This is a genomic window from Aquariibacter albus, assembly GCF_014145335.1.
In the GTDB taxonomy this organism is placed as follows: Bacteria; Pseudomonadota; Gammaproteobacteria; order Burkholderiales; family Burkholderiaceae_C; genus Aquariibacter; species Aquariibacter albus.
Map to the genome: position 1 here is coordinate 716,295 of NZ_JACIVI010000001.1, position 19,210 is coordinate 735,504.

Annotated in this window: 15 protein-coding genes; 12 read left to right on the top strand and 3 right to left on the bottom strand. The window is 73.0% G+C overall.

What is annotated here, in order from left to right:
• Positions 1-26 precede the first annotated feature (26 nt).
• Positions 27-980, top strand: a complete 954-nt coding sequence (locus tag H4F90_RS03210; RefSeq protein ID WP_182661412.1) for a histone deacetylase family protein — start codon at positions 27-29, stop codon at positions 978-980.
• Positions 977-2,374, top strand: a complete 1,398-nt coding sequence (locus H4F90_RS03215; protein WP_182661414.1) for a mechanosensitive ion channel family protein — start codon at positions 977-979, stop codon at positions 2,372-2,374. Before H4F90_RS03210 ends, H4F90_RS03215 begins: the two co-directional genes overlap by 4 nt.
• Positions 2,375-2,390: 16 nt before the next feature.
• Here H4F90_RS03215 and H4F90_RS03220 read toward each other — a convergent pair whose 3' ends face one another.
• Together H4F90_RS03220 and H4F90_RS03225 are read right to left on the bottom strand one after the other, a co-directional pair.
• Positions 2,391-4,631 (bottom strand): sensor histidine kinase, encoded by a 2,241-nt coding sequence (locus H4F90_RS03220; RefSeq protein ID WP_182661416.1) that lies wholly within the window; start codon positions 4,629-4,631, stop codon positions 2,391-2,393.
• Positions 4,632-4,680: 49 nt separating this feature from the next.
• Positions 4,681-5,370, bottom strand: coding sequence for a response regulator (locus tag H4F90_RS03225; RefSeq protein WP_182661418.1), 690 nt, complete (start codon positions 5,368-5,370; stop codon positions 4,681-4,683).
• A 213-nt stretch (positions 5,371-5,583) separates the two neighbouring features.
• On the opposite strand from H4F90_RS03225, the gene surE reads away from it, so the two are divergent.
• From surE to H4F90_RS03240, 3 genes are all read left to right on the top strand, one after another.
• Complete coding sequence (gene surE, locus H4F90_RS03230; RefSeq protein WP_182661420.1) at positions 5,584-6,330, top strand: 5'/3'-nucleotidase SurE; 747 nt, start codon at positions 5,584-5,586, stop codon at positions 6,328-6,330.
• Between the two features lie 13 nt (positions 6,331-6,343).
• Positions 6,344-7,174: a protein-L-isoaspartate O-methyltransferase gene (pcm, locus tag H4F90_RS03235; RefSeq protein WP_182661422.1), complete on the top strand. Its 831-nt coding sequence runs from the start codon at positions 6,344-6,346 to the stop codon at positions 7,172-7,174.
• Positions 7,175-7,271: 97 nt separating this feature from the next.
• Complete coding sequence (locus H4F90_RS03240) at positions 7,272-8,255, top strand: peptidoglycan DD-metalloendopeptidase family protein (RefSeq protein ID WP_407926152.1); 984 nt, start codon at positions 7,272-7,274, stop codon at positions 8,253-8,255.
• A 14-nt stretch (positions 8,256-8,269) separates the two neighbouring features.
• Here the strand turns inward: H4F90_RS03240 and H4F90_RS03245 are convergent, their stop codons facing one another.
• Positions 8,270-8,962: a glutathione S-transferase family protein gene (locus H4F90_RS03245; protein ID WP_182661426.1), complete on the bottom strand. Its 693-nt coding sequence runs from the start codon at positions 8,960-8,962 to the stop codon at positions 8,270-8,272.
• Between the two features lie 149 nt (positions 8,963-9,111).
• Between H4F90_RS03245 and H4F90_RS03250 the strand changes: the two genes are divergently transcribed.
• From H4F90_RS03250 to glnL, 7 genes are all read left to right on the top strand, one after another.
• On the top strand, positions 9,112-11,904 hold the full coding sequence (locus H4F90_RS03250; protein WP_235971927.1) for a zinc-dependent metalloprotease: 2,793 nt from the start codon (positions 9,112-9,114) through the stop codon (positions 11,902-11,904).
• Between the two features lie 136 nt (positions 11,905-12,040).
• Positions 12,041-14,032 carry a C1 family peptidase gene (locus tag H4F90_RS03255; protein ID WP_182661428.1) on the top strand — a complete coding sequence of 664 codons (1,992 nt, stop codon included), beginning with the start codon at positions 12,041-12,043 and terminating at the stop codon, positions 14,030-14,032.
• A 46-nt stretch (positions 14,033-14,078) separates the two neighbouring features.
• Positions 14,079-14,978, top strand: a complete 900-nt coding sequence (locus tag H4F90_RS03260; RefSeq protein ID WP_182661430.1) for an EI24 domain-containing protein — start codon at positions 14,079-14,081, stop codon at positions 14,976-14,978.
• A 13-nt stretch (positions 14,979-14,991) separates the two neighbouring features.
• Positions 14,992-15,807 carry a competence/damage-inducible protein A gene (locus H4F90_RS03265; RefSeq protein ID WP_182661432.1) on the top strand — a complete coding sequence of 272 codons (816 nt, stop codon included), beginning with the start codon at positions 14,992-14,994 and terminating at the stop codon, positions 15,805-15,807.
• A gap of 196 nt (positions 15,808-16,003) precedes the next feature.
• Positions 16,004-17,419 (top strand): type I glutamate--ammonia ligase, encoded by a 1,416-nt coding sequence (gene glnA / locus H4F90_RS03270; protein ID WP_182661434.1) that lies wholly within the window; start codon positions 16,004-16,006, stop codon positions 17,417-17,419.
• Between the two features lie 125 nt (positions 17,420-17,544).
• A complete protein-coding gene (locus tag H4F90_RS03275) occupies positions 17,545-18,060 on the top strand; it encodes a hypothetical protein (protein ID WP_235971929.1) in 516 nt (171 codons plus the stop codon).
• A complete protein-coding gene (gene glnL, locus H4F90_RS03280; protein WP_182661436.1) occupies positions 18,060-19,151 on the top strand; it encodes a nitrogen regulation protein NR(II) in 1,092 nt (363 codons plus the stop codon). The genes H4F90_RS03275 and glnL overlap by 1 nt, the downstream gene beginning before the upstream one ends.
• Positions 19,152-19,210 lie beyond the last annotated feature (59 nt).

Below are 19,210 nucleotides of genomic sequence, written 5' to 3' on the forward strand. Positions count from 1 at the left end.
CCCGTCCTGCGGGTCGATCCCCTGGGATGGCCACTGCCTATTTCACGCATCCGGACTGCCGCAAGCATGTCCAGAGCCCCGATCACCCCGAGAGCCCGCAACGTCTCGACGCGATCGCCGACCTGCTGATCGCCACCGGCCTTGATGCCCTGCTCGACCTGCACGAGGCGCCGCTGGCCACCGAGGCCCAGCTCGCCCGCGCGCACACCGCGCTGCATGTGGCGACGATGCGTGATCTCTGCGCGGAGATCGACCGCAGCGGCCAGTCCCGCAGCCTCGACCCGGACACCCGCGCCGGCCCCGGCACCTGGCAGGCGGCCCTGCGGGCCGCCGGTGCGGCGGTGGCGGCCACCGACCTGGTGCTGTCCGGCGGCGCTGAGAACGCCTTCTGCGCGGTGCGCCCGCCCGGCCACCACGCCGAGAAGGACCAGGCCATGGGCTTCTGCCTGTTCAACAACGTGGCGGTGGCGGTCCGGCATGCGCTCGACGTGCACGGCCTCAAGCGCGTCGCCGTGGTCGACTTCGACGTGCATCACGGCAACGGCACCGAGGACATCCTGGCCCATGACATGCGCACCGTCATGGTCGGCTTCTTCCAGCACCCGCTCTACCCCGGCAGCGGCGACGTGCCCAAGGGCCCGAACATGCTGAACCTGCCGGTGCCGCCCTACACCAAGGGCCCGGCGATCCGCGACCTCTTCACCACCCGGCTGATCCCGCGCCTGGACGCCTTCAAGCCCGAGCTGCTCGTGCTGTCGGCCGGTTTCGATGCGCACCGGGATGACGACCTCGCCCAGCTGATGCTGGTCGAGGACGACTACGCCTGGATCACCCGCGAGCTCAAGGCCTGTGCGCAGCGCCATGCCCGCGGCCGCATCGTCTCCTGCCTCGAAGGGGGCTACAACCTCGGCGCGCTCGCGCGCAGCGTGCTGGCCCACCTGCGGGTGCTGGCCGGGGTCGATGGGGGCCGAACCGGATGAGGCCCCTCTGGCTGCTGGGGCTGCTGCTGCCCTGGGCCGCGGGCGCCCAGGCCCAGGCCGGGGCCCGGGCCCAGCCCTCGGTCACCGAGGATCTGAATCTGCTGCTGACCGCGCTGACCCAGCCCCATGCCCTGCGCGAGCTGGCCGTGCTGGCTGCCAGCCTGGCAATGGCGGCGCTGCTGGTCTGGGCCCTGCGCCAGGCCCAGCTCAAGGCCGGGCGCCTGCTGGTCGGCAAGCGCCTGATCGATGGCGCGGTCTTTCCGCTGCTGGCCTTCCTGCTGGCCGCGATCGCGCGGCGGCTGGTGTTTCCGGGGCAGACGCTGCTGCCGGTCTTCCAGCTCGCGCTGCCGATCCTGTTCTCGCTGGCCCTGATCCGCAGCGCGGTGCATGTGCTGCGGATGGCGCTGCCGGAATCGGGTTGGGTACGGATCTTCGAGCGCTGGCTGTCCTGGCTGGTCTGGGTCGGCGTCGTGCTGTGGGTCACCGGCGTGCTGCCGGTGCTGCTGGCCGAGTTGGACGAGATCAGCTGGACGCTCGGCGGCAAGCCGGTCACGCTGCGCAAGCTGATCGAGGGCGCGATCAGCGCGGCCATCGTGCTGATGGTTGCGCTCTGGGTGTCCGCAGCCATCGAGTCGCGGTTGCTGGCCGGCGCGGTCGGCGAGTCGCTGTCGCTGCGCAAGGTCGCCTCCAATGTGGTCCGCGCGCTGCTGATGTTCGTCGGCCTGCTGATCGCGCTGTCGACCGTCGGCATCGACCTGACGGCGCTCGGCGTGCTGGGCGGTGCGATCGGCGTCGGCATCGGCTTCGGCCTGCAGAAGCTGGCGGCCAACTATGTCAGCGGCTTCGTGATCCTGGCCGAGCGCTCGCTGCGCATCGGCGACTGGGTGCGGATCGACAACTTCGAGGGTCGCATCGCCGACATCTCGACCCGCTACACCCGGGTCCGCTCGGCCGGGGGCCGCGAATCGCTGGTGCCCAACGAGATGCTGATCACCACGCGGGTCGAGAACCTCTCGCTGGCCGACCCGAACGTGCTGCTGCAGACGATCGTGCAGGTGGCCTATGGCACCGACGTGCACGGCCTGCGCGCCCGGGTGGTCGAGGCCGTGGCCCGCGTGCCGCGTGTGCTGGCCACGCCGGGCCCGAGCTGCAATCTGACGGCCTTCGCGGCCGACGGCCTGGAGCTGACCGTGTCCTTCTGGATCGCCGATCCGGACAACGGCCAGGCCAATGTCCGCAGCGACGTCAACCTGGCCCTGCTCGCGCTCTTCCAGCAGATGGCGGTCGACATCCCCTTCCCGCAGCGCGTGCTGCACCTGCCACCGGGCGCGGGCCTGGCGCAGGCCCCGGGCGGGCCCGGGGCCCCGCGGTCGGACCTGCCGCCCACGCCCTGAGGGCCGACGGACCGCTTCAGTCCTGAGGCGGTCTCGGGGTCTCGGCGGCCGCGGCTTCGGCTTCGATGCCTGCAAGCGGCAGGCGCAGGCGGCAGACGATGCCACCCCCCGGGCGGCCCTGCCAGTCGGCCCGTCCCCCCAGCTGGCGCACGCGCTTGCGGATGCCGCCCAGGCCGAGCCCGGGCGCCCAGTCCTGCGGCTCGCGGCCCCGGCCGTCGTCTTCGAACTGCAGGGTCAGCGCCTGGGGGCCGCAATCCAGCGCGATCCAGACCGAGCGGGCCTGCGCATGGGCGATGGCATTGCTGAGCAGCTCGCGCAGCACCCGGGTCAGGGCCGACCAGGCCGCCACGCTCAACCAAGGGTCGTGCCCGGCCTGAAGCTGCCAGTGCAGGCGCAGGCCGGCCAGCTGCAGGCGGTGCTCGGCATCGGCCTTCCAGTCGGCCGCGGCTTCGCCGAGGCGGGGAGGGCCGGCGGCCAAGCCGCGGCTCAGGGTCTTGAGGTCCTGCAGGGTGTCGCGGATGTAGTCCTCGCGCTCGGGGGAGCCGGCGCCGTACATCAGCGTCAGCAGGCGTGCGCCGATGTCGTCGTGCAGGTCCTGGGCGATGCGCTGGCGCTCCTCCCGCCGGCCGCGCTCGACCGCGCGATCGTGGGCGATGGCCCGGCCGAGCTGGGCCCGGATCGCCTCGGCCAGCCGTGCATCCTCGCGGCTGAAGATGCGTCGGCCGCGTTCGGCCAGGCGCAGTTCGATCCAGCCCGGGGGCTCGCCGCCCTCGGGCGTCGGCAGGGGCACGGCCAGGCCGGCGCCGTGCTCCAGGAGCAGGCAGCGCGGTGGCCGGTCGGGCTGCGGACCGCGGGCCAGGCTCTGCAGCGGGTCGAACACGCCGCGCAGGAGCTCGGCAAGCAGCCCGGGCATGGCCTGGGGTTGATGCTCGGCGGCCCGGGCGCTGCGGTAGATGGCGTCGAACAGGCGTCCGGTGTCGTTCAGGCGCGGGCCGCGCATGCGCGCGAGCAGCCAGGTCCGGCCCAGCAGGTAGGCGACGACGCCGAGAAAGGCGGCCAGACCGGTCCAGGCGCCGGCCCGGCCCGGCAGCAGGGCCAGGAACAGCAGGTTCAGCGATGCGGCCACCGTGCCGGCGCCGCAGAGCAGCGCGAACTCGCGCAGCAGGCGCTGCCGGTCGTGCAGGAAGGGCAGCAGCAGGAGCAGCGAGGCGAGGAAGACCGTCCACAGCAGCGAGGCGGCGCCCGCCACCTGCTGCGCCGCCAGGCCCGGTCCGCTGGCGGCCACGGCCAGGCTCAGCAGCAGCCAGGCCCCGAGCACCAGGCTCAGCATGCGCCGCAGCAGCAGGGCCTGGGGATGCGGGCCCTGCGGCCCGTGCCGTCCGAGCACGCCCACTGCGGCCAGGCCCTGCGCGCCGACGGCCAGCTGGGTCAGCAGCCAGGCCGGCAGCTCCGGTCGCGCCAGCAGCGCCAGCAGCACGGCGGCGCTCAGCAGCCAGCCCAGCAGGGCCAGCGAGCCGGCCCGGGGGTGGCGCTGGGGGTGGAGCAGGGCGGCATGGAGGGTGGCGGCACCGGCCGCCAGGTCCAGCCCGCTGCGGAGCATCGGCTCGGCCCGGGCCCAGCCGGGCGGCAGCAGCAGGGGGCTGGCCTCGCCGACCAGGATGAAGAGCAGCTGCCCGATCACGCAGGCGCTGATCAGCGCGAAGACCGCACTGCGGGCCCCCGGCCGGCGGATCAGCACCCAGGACGCCAGCCCGTGCAGCAGCAGGATCAGGCCGGCCAGGAGCAGAGGACCGGCGTCCAGGCGCAGGCCGCGCGGGGCCGCCACCGCGAGGCGGCGGCCATCGGCCAGCACCAGCACGAGCTGCTCCGCCTGGCCCAGGGCCTGCAGGCGCTGCTGGGTCTCGACCCAGGCCTGACGCGCCGGGTTCTCGGTCAGCCAGCGTGCCGAGGGCAGGCGGACCAGGGCGTTCACGGCCTGATCCGGCCCCCCGCCCGCGGCGATCGCGACCACGCTGTGGCCGGCCTCCGCGCGCAGGTCCGCGGCCGTGCTGGCTTCGCCCAGCGCCAGCCCGCCGTCGGCGGTGAGGCCCCAGGCGATGCCCGGCTGCGGCAGGCGGGCCAGCATCAGCAGCAGGGCCATCAGCGGCAGCAGGCCCAGCATCAGGGCCAGGCCGAGCAGGTGCAGGCGACGGCCGTGCAAGGCGGGGACCGGGTCCGCGCGGGCACCGGCGGGCGCGGCGACGGGCTGCGGGCTCATGGCGGCGGACGTCCGCAAGACCGGTCGCGGCGGGCCGGTCCGCGGACCCTCAGACCAGGCCCTGCTTGCTTGCGTAGACCGCCGCCTCGGCGCGGCTGGACACGTCGAGCTTGCGGTAGATGGCCTTGATGTGGTCGTTCACGGTGAACCACTTGATGCCCATCAGACCGGCGATCTCCCGGATCGTGAAGCCCTTGCTGAGCAGGGTCAGGACCTCCCGCTCGCGCGGGGTGAGGGCCGGCAGGTCCGGCGGCGGCACCTGGGGCCGGGTGCTGGCGTTCAGGACGCGCGGGGCCTGGCCGTCCTCGCCCTGGCGGAAGTGCGCCAGCAGGCGGCGGGCGATGGCGGGCGAGAGTGGCGGCTGGCCGCGGACGATCTTCTGCATCTCCTCGACCAGCACCTCGAAGCGGTCTTCCTTGAGCAGGTAGCCGTCGGCGCCGCGCTGCAGGGCGGGGAAGAGATGCTCGTCGTCCGAGTACAGGGTGGTGACGATCTTGGTCGCGCGGTGCTCGGCCAGCTCGCGCAGCAACTCCAGCCCGCTGCCGTCGGGCAGCTCCAGGTCGAGCAGCATCAGGCCGTGCGGTCCCAGGCCGGGCCCCCGCATCAGGCGCTGGCGCGCGCTCTGCAGGTCGCCGGCTTCGTCGATCGATTGCACGTCGGAGAAGCTGGCCCGCACGACGCGGCCGAGGAAGGCCCGCGCGACCGGGTTGTCTTCGACGATCAGGACCTCGACGGGCATGGTGGGCGGCTCGGTCGGGCGGGGCAGGGCGCGGGGCGGGCGGCCCGGCGGATCCAAGGTGGCCGGGCAGGGCCCGGTGGCATGGCGGCGAGCTTAGCGGCAGGTCCGGTCCGGGCCGAGCGTTCGACCCCCCCGGACGTGCGGGGCCGGGCCGTGTCCCGGCGTCAGCCCCTGTCGGCAGGCGGCGCCGGGGCGGCCCCTACACTCGCCGCCATGCGCATCCTGGTCAGCAACGACGACGGTTATCTCGCCCCCGGCCTGGCCGCCCTGGTCGAGGCCTGCAAGGCCTACGGCGAGGTCGACGTGATCGCCCCCGAGGCCAATGCCAGCGGCACCTCCAACGCCCTGACGCTGCAGCGCCCGCTGACCGTGCAGACGGCGGCCAACGGCTTCCGCTACGTGAACGGCACGCCCTCGGACTGCGTGCACGTCGCCCTGACCGGCTTGCTCCCGCAGCGGCCCGATCTCGTCGTCTCCGGCATCAACAACGGCGAGAACATGGGGGACGACACCGTCTACTCCGGCACCGTCGCCGCAGCCATGGAGGCCTATCTCTTCGGCATCCCGGCGATCGCCTTCTCGCTGCAGCACAAGGGCTGGGCCGAGCTGGACACGGCCGCCGCCGTCGCGCACGAGCTGATCGGCCGCGTGCTGCAGCGCCCGCCCTCGGCCGGCCCCTGGCTGCTGAACGTGAACGTGCCGCAGCGTCCGAAGGCGGCCCTGGCCGGCTGGAAGCTGACCCGCCTGGGCAAGCGCCATGCGAGTGAGCCGGTGATCCGTCAGCTGAACCCGCGTGGCGAGCCGATCTACTGGATCGGTGCCGCCGGCAGCGCCCGCGAAGCCGGCGAGGGCACCGATTTCCAGGCGGTCGAGACCGGCCATGTCTCGATCACGCCCCTGCAGGTCGACCTGACCGACCATGCCGCGATGCCCGCCTGGTCGGGCTGGCTCCGCCCCTGAGTCGAGGCCGAGCATGGCGCCGTCCCGGCCCCGCTTTCCCCTGCCGCTCGATGCCGTGCGAAGCGGGGATCGCGGGCCCGGTGCCCGCCGCCCGGCGGCGGCGCCCGAGCCCCCCATGCTGCGGCCGCAGGCGCCGCTCGATGCGGCTGCACGCGACCGGGCCCGTCAGACGGTACCGGCCGGACTGGGCCTGGATTCCGAGCAGGTCCGCGAGCGCCTGATCCGCCGCCTGGAGGCCCAGGGCCTGCGCGATCCGCGCGTGGCCGCGGCCCTGCGCGCGGTGCCACGCCACCTGTTCGTCGACAGTGCGCTGGCCCAGCAGGCCTACGAGGACACCAGCCTGCCGATTGGCTGGGGCCAGACCATCTCCAAGCCCTCGGTCGTCGCACGCATGCTGGAGTTGCTGATCGCGCCGCAGCCGGCCGGCCGGCCGCTGCGCCTGCTGGAGATCGGCAGCGGCTGCGGCTACCAGGCGGCGGTGATGCTGCAGCTCGGCGTGAGCCGCCTGGTCAGCATCGAGCGCTTGCGGCCCCTGCATGAGCTGGCCCAGGCCCGGCTGGCGCCCCATCGCGGCGATCGCCTGCGTCTCGTGCACGGCGATGGCCGGCTCGGCCATGCGCCGATGGCGCCCTATGACGGCATCATCGCCGCCGCCGGTGGCGAGGCCCTGCCCGAGGCCTGGCTGGCCCAGCTCGCGCCCGGCGGACGGCTGGTCGCGCCGCTTGCCCGCAGCCCGGGCGGGCCGCAGTGCCTGGCCGTGGTGGATCGCATGGCCGACGGCCGCCTGGTCGAGCAGCGCCACGAGGCCGTGCTTTTCGTCCCCCTAGAATCGGGCGTCGCCTGAACGGCCGACCCGATTGACTGCCGCTGGATGCGGCCCCGCGGGGCGCGACAGACGATGCGGCAGCCGCCCCGTCGGCCCGGGCAGGAAACCCTGCACGATGATGCCCAGCACCCCGTTCGATCCGGCCCCTCGGGCCCATGCCCCTCGCGGCCTCGCGCTCGGCCTGCTCACCCTGGCCCTGCTCGCCGCCTGCGACACCACCCCGCGCCGCGCGCCGCCCGTCGTCGACCGCAATGTCGGCCGGCCCCAGCCCGCCGCCCCTGCCGCCACACGGCCCGGCGCGCCGGTCGGGCCCGGCAGTCCGGCGGCCGATTCGGACGTGGCCGTGGCCACGCCGCTGGGCAGTCCCTCCACCGTCAAGCCGCAGCCGCCGGGCTGGGAGAACGCCGGCAAGCCCGGCTACTTCAGCGTGCGGCCAGGGGACACGCTGATCCGCATCGCGCTGGAGAACGGCCAGAACTGGCGTGACATCGCGCGCTGGAACAATCTGAGCGACCCGAACCGCCTGGAAGTCGGCCAGGTGCTGCGCGTGCTGCCGCCGGGCAGCAGCGCGATCACCCTGGTGACGCCGCCGCCATCGGCCCCGGTCCCGCCCGGCCCGGCCGTCCCCGCCGGGAGCGGTTCCACCCCCGCGGCCTCCGCCGCGCCCGGCCCGGCCGCGGCGCCGGCACCCGCTCCGGCCGCCCCTCCGGCGGCCTCGTCGACGGGCGAGGACGAGCCCGCCTGGATCTGGCCGGCCAGCGGACCGGTGCTTGCCCCCTTCGACGATGCCCGCAACAAAGGCCTGGCCATCGGCGGCAAGGCGGGCGATCCGGTGCTCGCCGCGGCCGACGGCCGGGTGGTCTATGCCGGCGCCGGCCTGCGTGGCTACGGCAACCTGGTCATCGTCAAGCACAACGCCAGCTACCTGAGCGCCTACGCGCACAACCAGACCTTGCTGGTCAAGGAAGACCAGCCGGTCCGCAAGGGCCAGCGCATCGCCGAGATGGGCAGCAGCGACGCCGAGCGTGTGCAGCTGCATTTCGAGATCCGCCGCATGGGCAAGCCGGTCGATCCCGGCCGGCTGCTGCCGGCTCGCTGAGCTGGGGGGCCGGCTCAGCCGGCTTCGCCAGGGCTTGCGCCGGGAAACAGGGGGCCGCCGACCGCCAGCGCGCGCTGGTAGGCCGGTCGCGCATGCAGGGCGCTCCGCCAGGCCGCCAGCCGCGGCCGCCCGGCGAGCCGCCCGGGCCGCTGACAGGCGGCATCGACCGGGTAGCCCATCATCAGATCGGCCAGGCTGAAGGCCGGGCCGGCCAGGAAGGGGCCGCCACGGGCCAGTTCGTCTTCCATCGCGTCGAGCTGCGCCTCGATCTGCGGCATCAGCCAGCCCTGCTGCACCTTGTCGGCCAGGGCCCGGGCGATGGGCCTGGCGAAGAAGGGCATGGGTGCGCTGCGGATGCGGCGGAAGACCAAGTCCATCACCAGCGGCGGCATGGCCGAGCCTTCGGCGAAGTGCAGCCAGTGCGTGCAGCGCCGATCCTCGGCCGTGCCGGGGGGCGGTCGCAGCCGGCCCTGGCCGTGGCGGGCATGCAGGATCTCGACGATCGCGCCGGATTCGGCCAGGACCTCGCCGTCCTCGACGACCAGCGGCGCCTTGCCGAGCGGATGCACGGCCCGCAGGCTGTCGGGGGCGAGCAGGGTCTTGGGATCGCGGCGGTGGATCTGCAGCGTGTAGGGCAGGGCCAGCTCCTCCAGCAGCCAGAGGATGCGGTGCCCGCGCGAATGTTCGAGGTGGTGGACGGTCAGCATGGCGGCATCTTCGCCGCGGCCGGCCGTGGCGGGGGCGATCCGGTCCGGCGGGCGGGTGCATGCAGGGGCCGGGCCGCGGGGCCGCCGGCTTTGAAGGATCATCGCGGGCCGCCGATCCGGCGCCCGCTGTCCTGCCCGACCGCCCGACGATGACCTCGCCCAACGCCCCTCTGCCCGCCGCCGCCCGCCCGCATCGCCCTGCCGGGGGCCCGCGTCACCGGGCGGCGCTGTCGATGCTCGCGGGGCTGATGCTGGCCGGCTGCGCCGTCCCCCCGATCGCGCCGGCCGCGGTGGGCGGGACCGCCGCCCCGGCCGCGGCCGCCGGCCCGGCCTCCGCGCCCGCGGCCACCTCGCCGACGGCCGCCCGGCCGGCCACCGCCCCGCCCGAAGCGCCGGCCGCCGGCAGCCCCCCGGCTTTCGCCGTGGTCAGCCGCGGGGCGGAGACCCTGCCCGGCCTGCTGCCGGTCTGGCGCAAGGACGAGCGGCACTGGATCGAGCTGCGCCCCGAGGATTTCGAGCGCCCCTACTTTCTCAGCCCGAAGATCGCCACCGGCATCGGCAGCGCCGGCATCTACGGCGGGCTGATGGCCAGCAGCTTCGGCCAGGCGGTCGGCCGGCCGCAGATCGTGCAGTTCCGCAAGGTCGGCAACCTGGTGCAGTTGCTGGCGCTGAACAGCGCCTATGTGGCTCCGGGCGAGGGGGTGGCCGCCCGCGCGGTGCTGGAGGCCGGCTACTCGCCCAGCCTCATCGCGAGCGCCGCGCTGGCCAGCGCGCCGCATCCGGAACGGAAGTCGGTGCTGATCGACCTGGGCCTGCTGTTCCAGGGCGACCTGGCCGGTCTCGGCGCCGCCTTGCAGAGGAGCTACCGCCAGCCCTATGGGCACGACACCCGCAACTCGGCCCTGATCCGCCTGCGCAACAGCGAAGGCCTGCTGGCCTTCGAGGTCCGCAATCACTATGTCGCGGCCCTCGCGGCGGCCGGTGGCGCGCCCGGCGCGCCGGCGCCGACCCTGCCGCCGACGCTCGCGGATGTCCGCAGCCTGTTCGTGACGATGCACTACTCGCTGAGCCCGCTGCCGGCCGAGCCGCTGCTGCCGCGACGGGCGGATGCGCGCATCGGCCACTTCGTGACCACCGTGCATGACGTGGCCGACGAGCTGCCGCGCTCGCCCAAGCGCCGCTATGTGAACCGCTGGCGGCTGGAGAAGCAGGATCCGCAGGCTGCGCTGTCCCCGCCGAAGAAGCCCATCACCTTCTGGCTCGACCGCAGCGTGCCGCTGCGCTACCGCGACAGCCTGCGCGCCGGCATCCTCGAATGGAACAAGGCCTTCGCGGCGATCGGCTTCCAGGATGCGATCCGCGTCGAGCAGCAGCCCGACGATGCCGCCTTCGACACCCTCGACAGCGACAAGGCCTCGGTGCGCTGGATGAGCAATGCCGAAGCCAGCTTCGGCGCGATCGGCCCCAGCCATGTGGACCCGCGCAGCGGCGAGATCCTCGACGCGGACATTGCCTTCGAGAGCCTGAGTTCGCGGGCCCTGCGCACCCTGCGGTCCCAGCTGCTGGGGCCGATGGCGACTGCCGACTCGGCCACCGACCCCGCGGGCCACGACCCCGCCCTCTGCCGGCATGGCGACCATGCGGCCGAGCAGCTCGGCTATGCCCTGGACCTGCTGGCCAGCCGCGGCGACCTGGACCCCGACAGTCCCGAGGCCGAGGCCTTCGTCCAGGCCTACCTGAAGGACGTGGCCATGCACGAGGTCGGCCATGCGCTGGGCCTGCGCCACAACTTCCGCGCCTCGACCGTCTACACCGAGGCCCAGCTCGCCGACCCGGCCTTCACCGCGGTGCACGGCCAGACCGGCTCGGTGATGGAGTACGCGCCGGTGCACCTCGCACCGGCCGGCCAGCCGCAGCCCGAGCCCTTCCAGAGCACGCTCGGCCCCTACGACTACTGGGCCATCGAGTACGCCTACAAGCCCATCGCTGCCGCGCAGGAGGAGGCCGAGTTGCAGCGCATCGCGGCGCGCAGCGCCGAGCCCTTGCTGGCCTACGCGACCGACGAGGACAACGCGGTCGGCCTCGACCCCGAGGCCCAGCCCTTCGACCTGGGGGCCGACCCCATCGTCCACGCGCGCAAGCGCTTCGCGCTGGCGCGCGAGCTGATCCAGCGCCAGGGCCAGCGCGCGCTGCGCAGCGACCAGGACTATTCCGTGTTGCGCCGCTCGGTGGCCTATGCCCTGCGCGACATGGGCCGGGTGGCCACCGTGCTGCTGCGCCAGATCGGCGGCGTGCGCACCCTGCGCGACCATCCCGGCAGTGGCCGCGAGCCGCTGCAGCCCCTGCCGGCGTCCACCCAGCGCGAGGCGCTGGGCCTGCTGGGCCGCGAGCTGCTGGCCGCCGACGCGCTGCAGCTGTCGCCCGCCCTGCTGCGCCGGATGGCGCCGGATTTCGCCGAGCGCCAGGACGCCATGCGCCTGGGCGGTCCCGCGGCCACCGACTACCCGCTGAGCGCGGCCCTGCTGGAGCTGCAGCGCGGCGTGCTGGCGCCGATCTACAGCGACGCGCTGGCCAGCCGTCTGCTCGATGCCCAGGAGAAGCTCGATCCCGGCCAGGAGCGCCTGGGCCTGGCCGAGGTCTACCAGCGCATCGGCCGCGCCGTCTGGAGCGATCTCGACGGCACGGCCGACCTGCCGCTGCTGCGCCGCGAGTTGCAGCGCGACCAGGTCAACCGCCTGGCCGGCCTGCTGCTGCGGCCGACGGCCCTGAGCCGGGCCGATGCGCGCAGCCTGCTGCGCCAGGAGGCGCTGGGCCTGCGCCAGGCGGTCGAGGCCCGGCTGGCCCGGCCCGGCCTGGGGGCCGAGGCCCGCGCTCACCTGCTCGACACCCTGGACACCCTGCGCCAGGCCCTGGACGCGACGAGCTTGCGGGCCGGGGGCTGACGGCGGGGCCCTCCCGCCTCGCGGGGGGCTTGCCGCGGCACCCGGGCTGGGCGAGGCTCGCCGGCCCTGCGCTGCAGCCGTGGCGCAGGGCATCGCGCCGCATCCCGTCCCCCTTTTTGCCTGCCGGAGTCCGCCCATGGCCAGCCGTCGTCCTGCCCCCCCGCCTGCCGCTGCGTCCGCCAAGGGCGCACGTGCGGCCCGGTCTGCCCCCGCCACCGCCTGGAAGCGGGTGGCGCGTCCCGACGCGATCGATTTCCGCGACCGCAGCTACCTGCCCAGCGTGGCCACCGTGCCGCCGCCCTCGCTGATGCCCGCGCCGGGCCTGCCCGTCGAGGACCAGGGCGAGACCAATGCCTGCACGGGCTTTGCGCTGGCCACCGTCGTCAACCAGCTGCTGCGACGCGCCGGCCGCGAGGCCCGGCCGCGCGTCGCGCCCTTCATGCTCTACAGCATGGCGCGGCGCTACGACGAGTTTCCCGGCTCGGCCGAGGACGAGGGCTCCAGCGCACGCGGGGCCCTCAAGGGCTGGTTCCGCCACGGTGTCTGCCGCCAGGCGCTGTTCGAGGGCATCGAGCTGCCGCCCACGCCGGCGCAGCCCACCGAGGATTGGTGGCTCGATGCCGTGCGGCGTCCGCTCGGCGCCTACTACCGCCTCAATCCCAAGGACCTGCCCGACCTGCACGCCGCGCTGGCCGAGACGGGGGCGCTCTTCGTCACCGCTGGCTGCCATGCCGGCTGGGACGAGCTGGTCCGAACCAAGGCCCAGGCGCCCGCCCGGCGTCCGCAGGACCTGCCGCTCATCCAGCGCAAGCCCGGCAGCGCGGCCCACGGCGGCCATGCCTTCGCGATCCTCGGCTACGACGAGCGCGGCTTCATCCTGCAGAACTCCTGGGGCCCCAGCTGGGGCCGGCATGGCCAGGCGGTCATGAGCTACGAGGACTGGCTGGAGAACGGCTGGGACTGCTGGGTGGCCCAGCTCGGCGTGGTCACGCACACCCACGAGGCCCTGGCCGGCAGCGGCGGCCTGCGCCTGGAGGACGGCCCCGCAGGCCGGGCCCGCGTGGCCCTGGCCCGCGACCCCGTGCTGCGTGATCGCGAGCTCTCGCCCTACATCCTCAACCTGGGCAACAACGGGGACCTGAGCAACAGCGGCCGCTTCCGCACCCAGCCCGGTGATGTCCAGGCCCTGGTGGACGTGCAGGTCCCGCTGGCGCGCCAGCAGTGGGGGCGGGCGCCGGACGCGCCGCTCGACGTGTGTCTGTACGCCCACGGCGGCCTGGTCGACGAGGCTGCGGCGGCCGACATCGCCGCGCGCTGGATCCCTGCGCTCTACGAGCGGCAGATCCTGCCCGTCTTCCTGATGTGGGAGACCGGTTTCCTCGACACGCTCAAGCATCGCATCGAGGATGTGCTCAAGGGCCGGGAGCGGGTGGCCGGCGGCGGCCTCGGCGACAGCTTCGAGCGGATCTGGAACCGCCGCCTGGAACAGGCCCTGGCCCGGCCCGGCACGGCCCTGTGGGCCGAGATGAAGCAGAACGCCGAGGCCATGAGCCAGATCCGCCGCGACGCCGCAGGCCGGGAGAAGCCGCTGCACGCGCAGGCCGGCCTGGTCCAGCTCTGGCGCCACGTCCAGCGGGCGGCCGGCGCGCAAAGCCTGCGCCTGCATCTGGTCGGGCATTCGGCCGGCAGCATCGTCGCCAGCCACCTCGCCACGCACCTGGCGGCGGCCGGCCTGCCGATCGAGTCGATCAGCTTCATGGCGCCGGCGATCCGGGCGGACGCCTTCGCGGCGCAGCTGCTGCCCCTGCTGAAATCCGGTGCGGTCCGGCGCTTCCAGACCTTCCACCTCGACGAGCCCACCGAGGAGGCCGACCATGTCGGCCCCTACCGCCGCTCGCTGCTCTACCTGCTGCGCGAATCCTTCGAGGGTGGCAGCACGGTGCCGATCACCGGCCTGGCGGTCGACTGGTCGGCCCGGCTTGCGCCGAAGCTCCGGGGGGCGAAGGCAGACATCGAAGTCCACGTCTCGCCCGGCCCGAGGAGCCGCAGCCTGTCGCACGGGGGCTTCGACGATGACGGTTTGACGCTGCAGCAGGTGCTGAACTTCATCCGCCCGCCGGCGGCCTGAGTGCGCGACGCCGGCTGCCGGCGGTGGGCTTGGGTATGCTGGCCGCATGAACCTGCTGCTCGATGCCTTCTGGCGCGCTGCCGCCTATTGCCTGCATCCCCGGATCATCCTGTGGGCCCTGGCCCCGCTCGCCCTGACCGCCGCGCTGGCCGGCCTGTTCGGCGGGTTCTTCTGGGAGGATGCCAACACCGCCGTGCGGGCCTGGCTGGACAGCTGGTCGCTGGCCGCCGGTGCGCTGGCCTGGCTCGACCGGGTCGGAGCCTCCAGCATGCGGGCCCTGGTCGTGCCGCTGATCGTGCTGGCCCTGGCCGTGCCGCTGCTGGTGATCGTGGCCCTGTTGATGGTGGCCCTGAGCCTGGCCCCCGCGGTGGTGCGGCTGGTGGCCGCGCGCCGCTTTCCGCAGCTGGCCCGGCGTGGCCAGGCCAGCTTCCTGCGCTCGCTGCTGTGGTCGCTCGGCTCGACCCTGCTGGCCTTGTTCGCGCTGCTCCTCAGCCTGCCGTTCTGGCTGATCCCGCCCCTGGTGCTGCTGCTGCCGCCGCTGATCTGGGGCTGGCTCAGCTACCGGGTGATGAGCTATGACGCGCTTGCCGACCACGCCGATGCGGCCGAGCGCCAGGCCATCCTGCGCGAGGAGCGGCTGCCGCTGCTCGTCATCGGCGTCGTCACCGGCTACCTGGGGGCGGCGCCCTCGCTGCTGTGGGCCTTCGGTGCGGCGGCCGTCATCCTGGCGCCCGTGCTGCTGGTGCTGTCGGTCTGGCTCTACACCCTGGTCTTTGCCTTCTCCTGCCTGTGGTTCACCCACTATGCGCTGGCCGCGCTGAGCGCTCGGCGCCAGGCCGAATCGGCCCGGGCCGGGCGGGAGGCTGCCGCGGCCGGATCGGTGATCGACCTCCCGCCCGTCGCGTCCCCGGCCGTTCCGGTGCCCCCGCCGGCCCTCCCGTTCTGAGCAGGCCCTGTCCATGCGTTTCGGATTGATCATCGTCGGCGACGAAATCCTCAGTGGCCGCCGCGAGGACAAGCATCTCGCCCAGGCCATCGAGCTGCTGAAGGCCCGCGGCCTGGCCGTGGCCTGGGCCCGCTACCTCGGCGACGAGCCGGACCGGCTGGCCGCCACGCTGCGCGAGGCCTTCGCCGGTGCGGAGCCCGTGGTCTGCTTCGGGGGCATCGGGGCCACGCCCGACGACCACACCCGCCAGGCCGCCGCCGCCGCCCTGGGCCGGCCGCTGGAGCTGCACCCCGAAGCCAAGGCCCTGATCCAGCAGCGCATGCGCGAGGTGGCCGCCGAGCAGGGCCAGCCCTTCGAGCCCGAGCGGGCCGACAACCTCCAGCGCCTGCAGATGGGGGTCTTCCCGGCGGGTGCCGAGATCATCCCCAACCCCTACAACCGCATCCCCGGCTTCCGCTGCACGGCCGAGGGCGGGGCGACCGTGCACTTCCTGCCCGGCTTCCCCGTGATGGCCTGGCCGATGCTGGCCTGGCTGCTCGACACCCACTACGCCGCGCACTTCGGGACGGCCCGCCAGGTGGAGCGCGCGCTGATCGTCTACGGCGCGATGGAGGCGGCGCTCACGCCGCTGATGGAGCGCATCGAGGCGGACCATCCGGCCGTCCGCATCTTCAGCCTCCCCAGCGTGGACCATCCGGTGCACGGTCGGCACATCGAGCTGGGCGTGAAGGGCACGGAGGAAGCCAGCGCCGCGGCCTATGCTGCATTACGGGGCGGTTTGCAGGCCCTGGCCTGCGTCACGGGCCCGGAGTCCGTGCGGGAAGCCTGATTTGAGTGCACCAATGCATTTAAGTGGTGCATATGCCGACCCGGCATGGCGATCGACGCATGCGGCTGCAAGCCCCGGGCATGGGCATGGATTCTGCTAAATTGCCACCGCCTCTTTCGGCCTGCCCGGCGCTCCGATGACCGGGCAGCCTCATCCCAAGACACCTCGACCAAAGCGTTCCGCTAGGAGATCCCTGATGGCCAAGACCGTCGCCGACGTGATGAAGATGGTGAAGGAAAACGAAATCAAGTTCGTTGATTTCCGTTTCACCGACACCCGCGGCAAGGAGCAGCACGTCTCCGTGCCCGTCTCGCATTTCGATGAAGACAAGTTCGTCTCGGGCCATGCCTTTGACGGTTCTTCGATCGCCGGCTGGAAGGGCATCGAAGCCTCCGACATGCAGCTGATGCCGGACCCGAACACGGCGAACATCGACCCCTTCTTCGAAGAGCCGACGCTGATCCTGACCTGCGACGTCATCGATCCGACCGACGGCAAGCCCTACGAGCGCGACCCGCGCTCGCTGGCCAAGCGGGCCGAGGCCTACATGAAGGCCTCGGGCCTGGGCGACACCGCCTACTTCGGTCCGGAACCCGAGTTCTTCGTGTTCGACAGCGTCCGCTGGAACGTCGACATGTCCGGCTGCTTCTCGAAGATCGAGTCGGAAGAAGCCGCCTGGAACACCGGCAAGGACTACGAGCACGGCAACAGCGGCTTCCGTCCGGCCGTCAAGGGCGGCTACTTCCCGGTGCCCCCGGTCGACAGCGGCCAGGACCTGCGCTCGGAGATGTGCCTGGTGCTGGAATCGCTCGGCATCCCCGTCGAAGTCCACCACCACGAAGTGGCCAACGCCGGCCAGATGGAGATCGGCACCAAGTTCGCCACGCTGATCCAGCGCGCTGACTGGGTTCAGCTGCAGAAGTACGTGATCCACAACGTCGCGCACTCCTACGGCAAGACCGCGACCTTCATGCCCAAGCCCATCGTGGGCGACAACGGCTCGGGCATGCACGTGCACCAGTCGGTCTGGAAGGATGGCAAGAACCTGTTCGCCGGTGACGGCTACGCCGGCCTGAGCGACTTCGCGCTGTACTACATCGGCGGCATCATCAAGCACGCCCGCGCGCTGAATGCCATCACCAACCCCGGCACCAACAGCTACAAGCGCCTGGTCCCGGGCTACGAAGCCCCGGTGAAGCTGGCCTACTCGGCCAAGAACCGCTCGGCCTCGATCCGCATCCCCTACGTCGCCAACCCGAAGGGCCGTCGCGTGGAAGCTCGCTTCCCGGATCCCCTGATGAACCCCTACCTGGGCTTCGCTGCGCTGCTGATGGCCGGCCTGGACGGCGTCGAGAACAAGATCCATCCGGGCGAAGCCGCCACCAAGGATCTGTACCACCTGCCGCCGGAAGAGGACGCGCTGATCCCGACCGTGTGCTCGAGCCTCGAACAGGCGCTGGAGTACCTCGACAAGGGTCGTGCCTTCCTGACCAAGGGTGGCGTGTTCACCGACTCGTACATCGACGCCTACATCGACCTGAAGATGCAGGAAGTCCAGCGCATGCGCATGACGACCCATCCGGTCGAGTTCGACATGTACTACACGCTGTAATCCCTGCCGGGACCTGCAGATCCGAAAGGGCGGCGCAAGCCGCCTTTTTTTCTTGGATCGGCGCCCGGGCCTCCGCCCAAGGGGCTGCGGGATACTGCGCGATGTCCCCGACGATGGATGCCGCCATGAGCGCCCCCTTCCTTGCCGCGCTGCTCGCCCTGCTGGCGCCGACCCTGCTGGCCTTGCCCGAGTCCGCCCGGGGCCAGGCCCGGCCGGTCTATCGCTGCAGCGGCAACCTCTACACCGACGCCCTGGAGGCGGCCGAGGCGCGCCAGCGCGGCTGCAGCCCGATCGAGGCCGTCGTCAGCCTGCCTGCCACCGTCCCGCCGCGCGCCGCCGCCGTGCTGCGCACGGGTGAGCTGCAGGCCGAGGGCGCGCAGGCCCGGGTCGATCCCGCCGTGCAGCGGGCGCGCGACGGCGACAAGCGCCGCATCCTCGAGACCGAACTGGCGGCCGAGCAGCAGCGCCTGGCCGGGCTGCAGCGCGACCTGGAACAGGCCCAGGCCCCGGCCCGGCCCGGTGAAGCCCTGGCCGAGCGCAGCGCCCGGCTCGCCCTGCTGCGCGAGAGCATCGAGCGCAGCCAGGCCGACCTGGCCGCCCTGCGCCGTGAACTGGCCAAGACCGCCGGAGGACCGGGCTGATGCCGGCCGTCCCGGCGCATGACCGCCGCTTCGAGGCCTTCGACCAGCTTGCGACCATGGTCGCCGTCGTCCAGCCCGACGGCCGCTGCCTGTTCGCCAACTCGGCCTTCGAGCATGTGATGGGCCTGTCGCGCCGCAACATGCTGCGGCGCTCCTGGTTCGGCTGGTTCGTCGAATCCGACCTCCTGGCCGAGACCGTGGCGGCCGTTGCCCGCAACGAGTTCGCGACCAGCCGGCTCGAAGCCCAGCTCCACCGACCCTATCTGAGCGTGCCCGGCCCGGCCGAGCCGCTGCAGGTGCATGTGATCGTCAACCAGATGGACGAGCCCGGCGCGACGGTGATCGAGCTGATCGAGATCGAGCAGCAGGCCCGCCAGGGCCGCGAGGAGCGCGCGCTCGAACAGGTCGAGGCCAACAAGGAGCTGATCCGCAACCTGGCCCACGAGATCAAGAACCCGCTGGGCGGCATTCGCGGCGCGGCGCAGCTGCTGCAGATGGAGGTCGAGTCCAAGCGCGAGCTGGCCGAGTACACCCAGGTCATCATCCACGAGGCCGATCGGCTGCAGGCCCTGGTCGACCGCCTGCTCGCGCCGCACCGCAAGCCGCTGGTGGTGGGCGACATGAACATCCACGAGGTCTGCGAGCGGGTGCGCTCCCTCGTGCTGGCCGAGTTCCCGCGCGGTCTGGCCATCGAGCGCGACTACGACGCGTCCATCCCCGACTTCCGCGGCGACCGCGAGCAGCTGATCCAGGCCGTGCTGAACATCGTGCAGAACGCCGCCCAGGCCCTGGCCGAGCGGCGCCAGGCCGGCGACGCGCGCATCGTGCTGCGCACCCGCATCGCGCGCCAGGTCACGCTGGGCAAGCAGCGCTGGCGATTGGCACTGGAATTGCATATCGAGGACAACGGGCCGGGCGTGCCCGAGGCCCTTCTGGACCGCATCTTCTATCCGCTGGTGTCGGGGCGGGAGGGCGGCTCCGGCCTCGGGCTGACCCTGGCCCAGAGCTTCGTCGCGCGGCATCAAGGCACGATCGACTGCGAGAGCGAGCCCGGGCGCACGCTGTTCCGCATCACGATCCCGCTGCCCTGAGCGTCGCGTGGCGCGGGCTCTGGGCCGGGACCGCCGGCCATCCTGATTGAATGTCCCGG

Coding starts and splice junctions, on each gene's coding strand:
- H4F90_RS03210 (WP_182661412.1), top strand. CDS start 27: ATGGCCACTGCCTATTTCACGCATCCGGACTGCCGCAAGCATGTCCAG.
- H4F90_RS03215 (WP_182661414.1), top strand. CDS start 977: ATGAGGCCCCTCTGGCTGCTGGGGCTGCTGCTGCCCTGGGCCGCGGGC.
- H4F90_RS03220 (WP_182661416.1), bottom strand. CDS start 4,631: ATGAGCCCGCAGCCCGTCGCCGCGCCCGCCGGTGCCCGCGCGGACCCG.
- H4F90_RS03225 (WP_182661418.1), bottom strand. CDS start 5,370: ATGCCCGTCGAGGTCCTGATCGTCGAAGACAACCCGGTCGCGCGGGCC.
- surE (WP_182661420.1), top strand. CDS start 5,584: ATGCGCATCCTGGTCAGCAACGACGACGGTTATCTCGCCCCCGGCCTG.
- pcm (WP_182661422.1), top strand. CDS start 6,344: ATGGCGCCGTCCCGGCCCCGCTTTCCCCTGCCGCTCGATGCCGTGCGA.
- H4F90_RS03240 (WP_407926152.1), top strand. CDS start 7,272: ATGATGCCCAGCACCCCGTTCGATCCGGCCCCTCGGGCCCATGCCCCT.
- H4F90_RS03245 (WP_182661426.1), bottom strand. CDS start 8,962: ATGCTGACCGTCCACCACCTCGAACATTCGCGCGGGCACCGCATCCTC.
- H4F90_RS03250 (WP_235971927.1), top strand. CDS start 9,112: ATGACCTCGCCCAACGCCCCTCTGCCCGCCGCCGCCCGCCCGCATCGC.
- H4F90_RS03255 (WP_182661428.1), top strand. CDS start 12,041: ATGGCCAGCCGTCGTCCTGCCCCCCCGCCTGCCGCTGCGTCCGCCAAG.
- H4F90_RS03260 (WP_182661430.1), top strand. CDS start 14,079: ATGAACCTGCTGCTCGATGCCTTCTGGCGCGCTGCCGCCTATTGCCTG.
- H4F90_RS03265 (WP_182661432.1), top strand. CDS start 14,992: ATGCGTTTCGGATTGATCATCGTCGGCGACGAAATCCTCAGTGGCCGC.
- glnA (WP_182661434.1), top strand. CDS start 16,004: ATGGCCAAGACCGTCGCCGACGTGATGAAGATGGTGAAGGAAAACGAA.
- H4F90_RS03275 (WP_235971929.1), top strand. CDS start 17,545: ATGAGCGCCCCCTTCCTTGCCGCGCTGCTCGCCCTGCTGGCGCCGACC.
- glnL (WP_182661436.1), top strand. CDS start 18,060: ATGCCGGCCGTCCCGGCGCATGACCGCCGCTTCGAGGCCTTCGACCAG.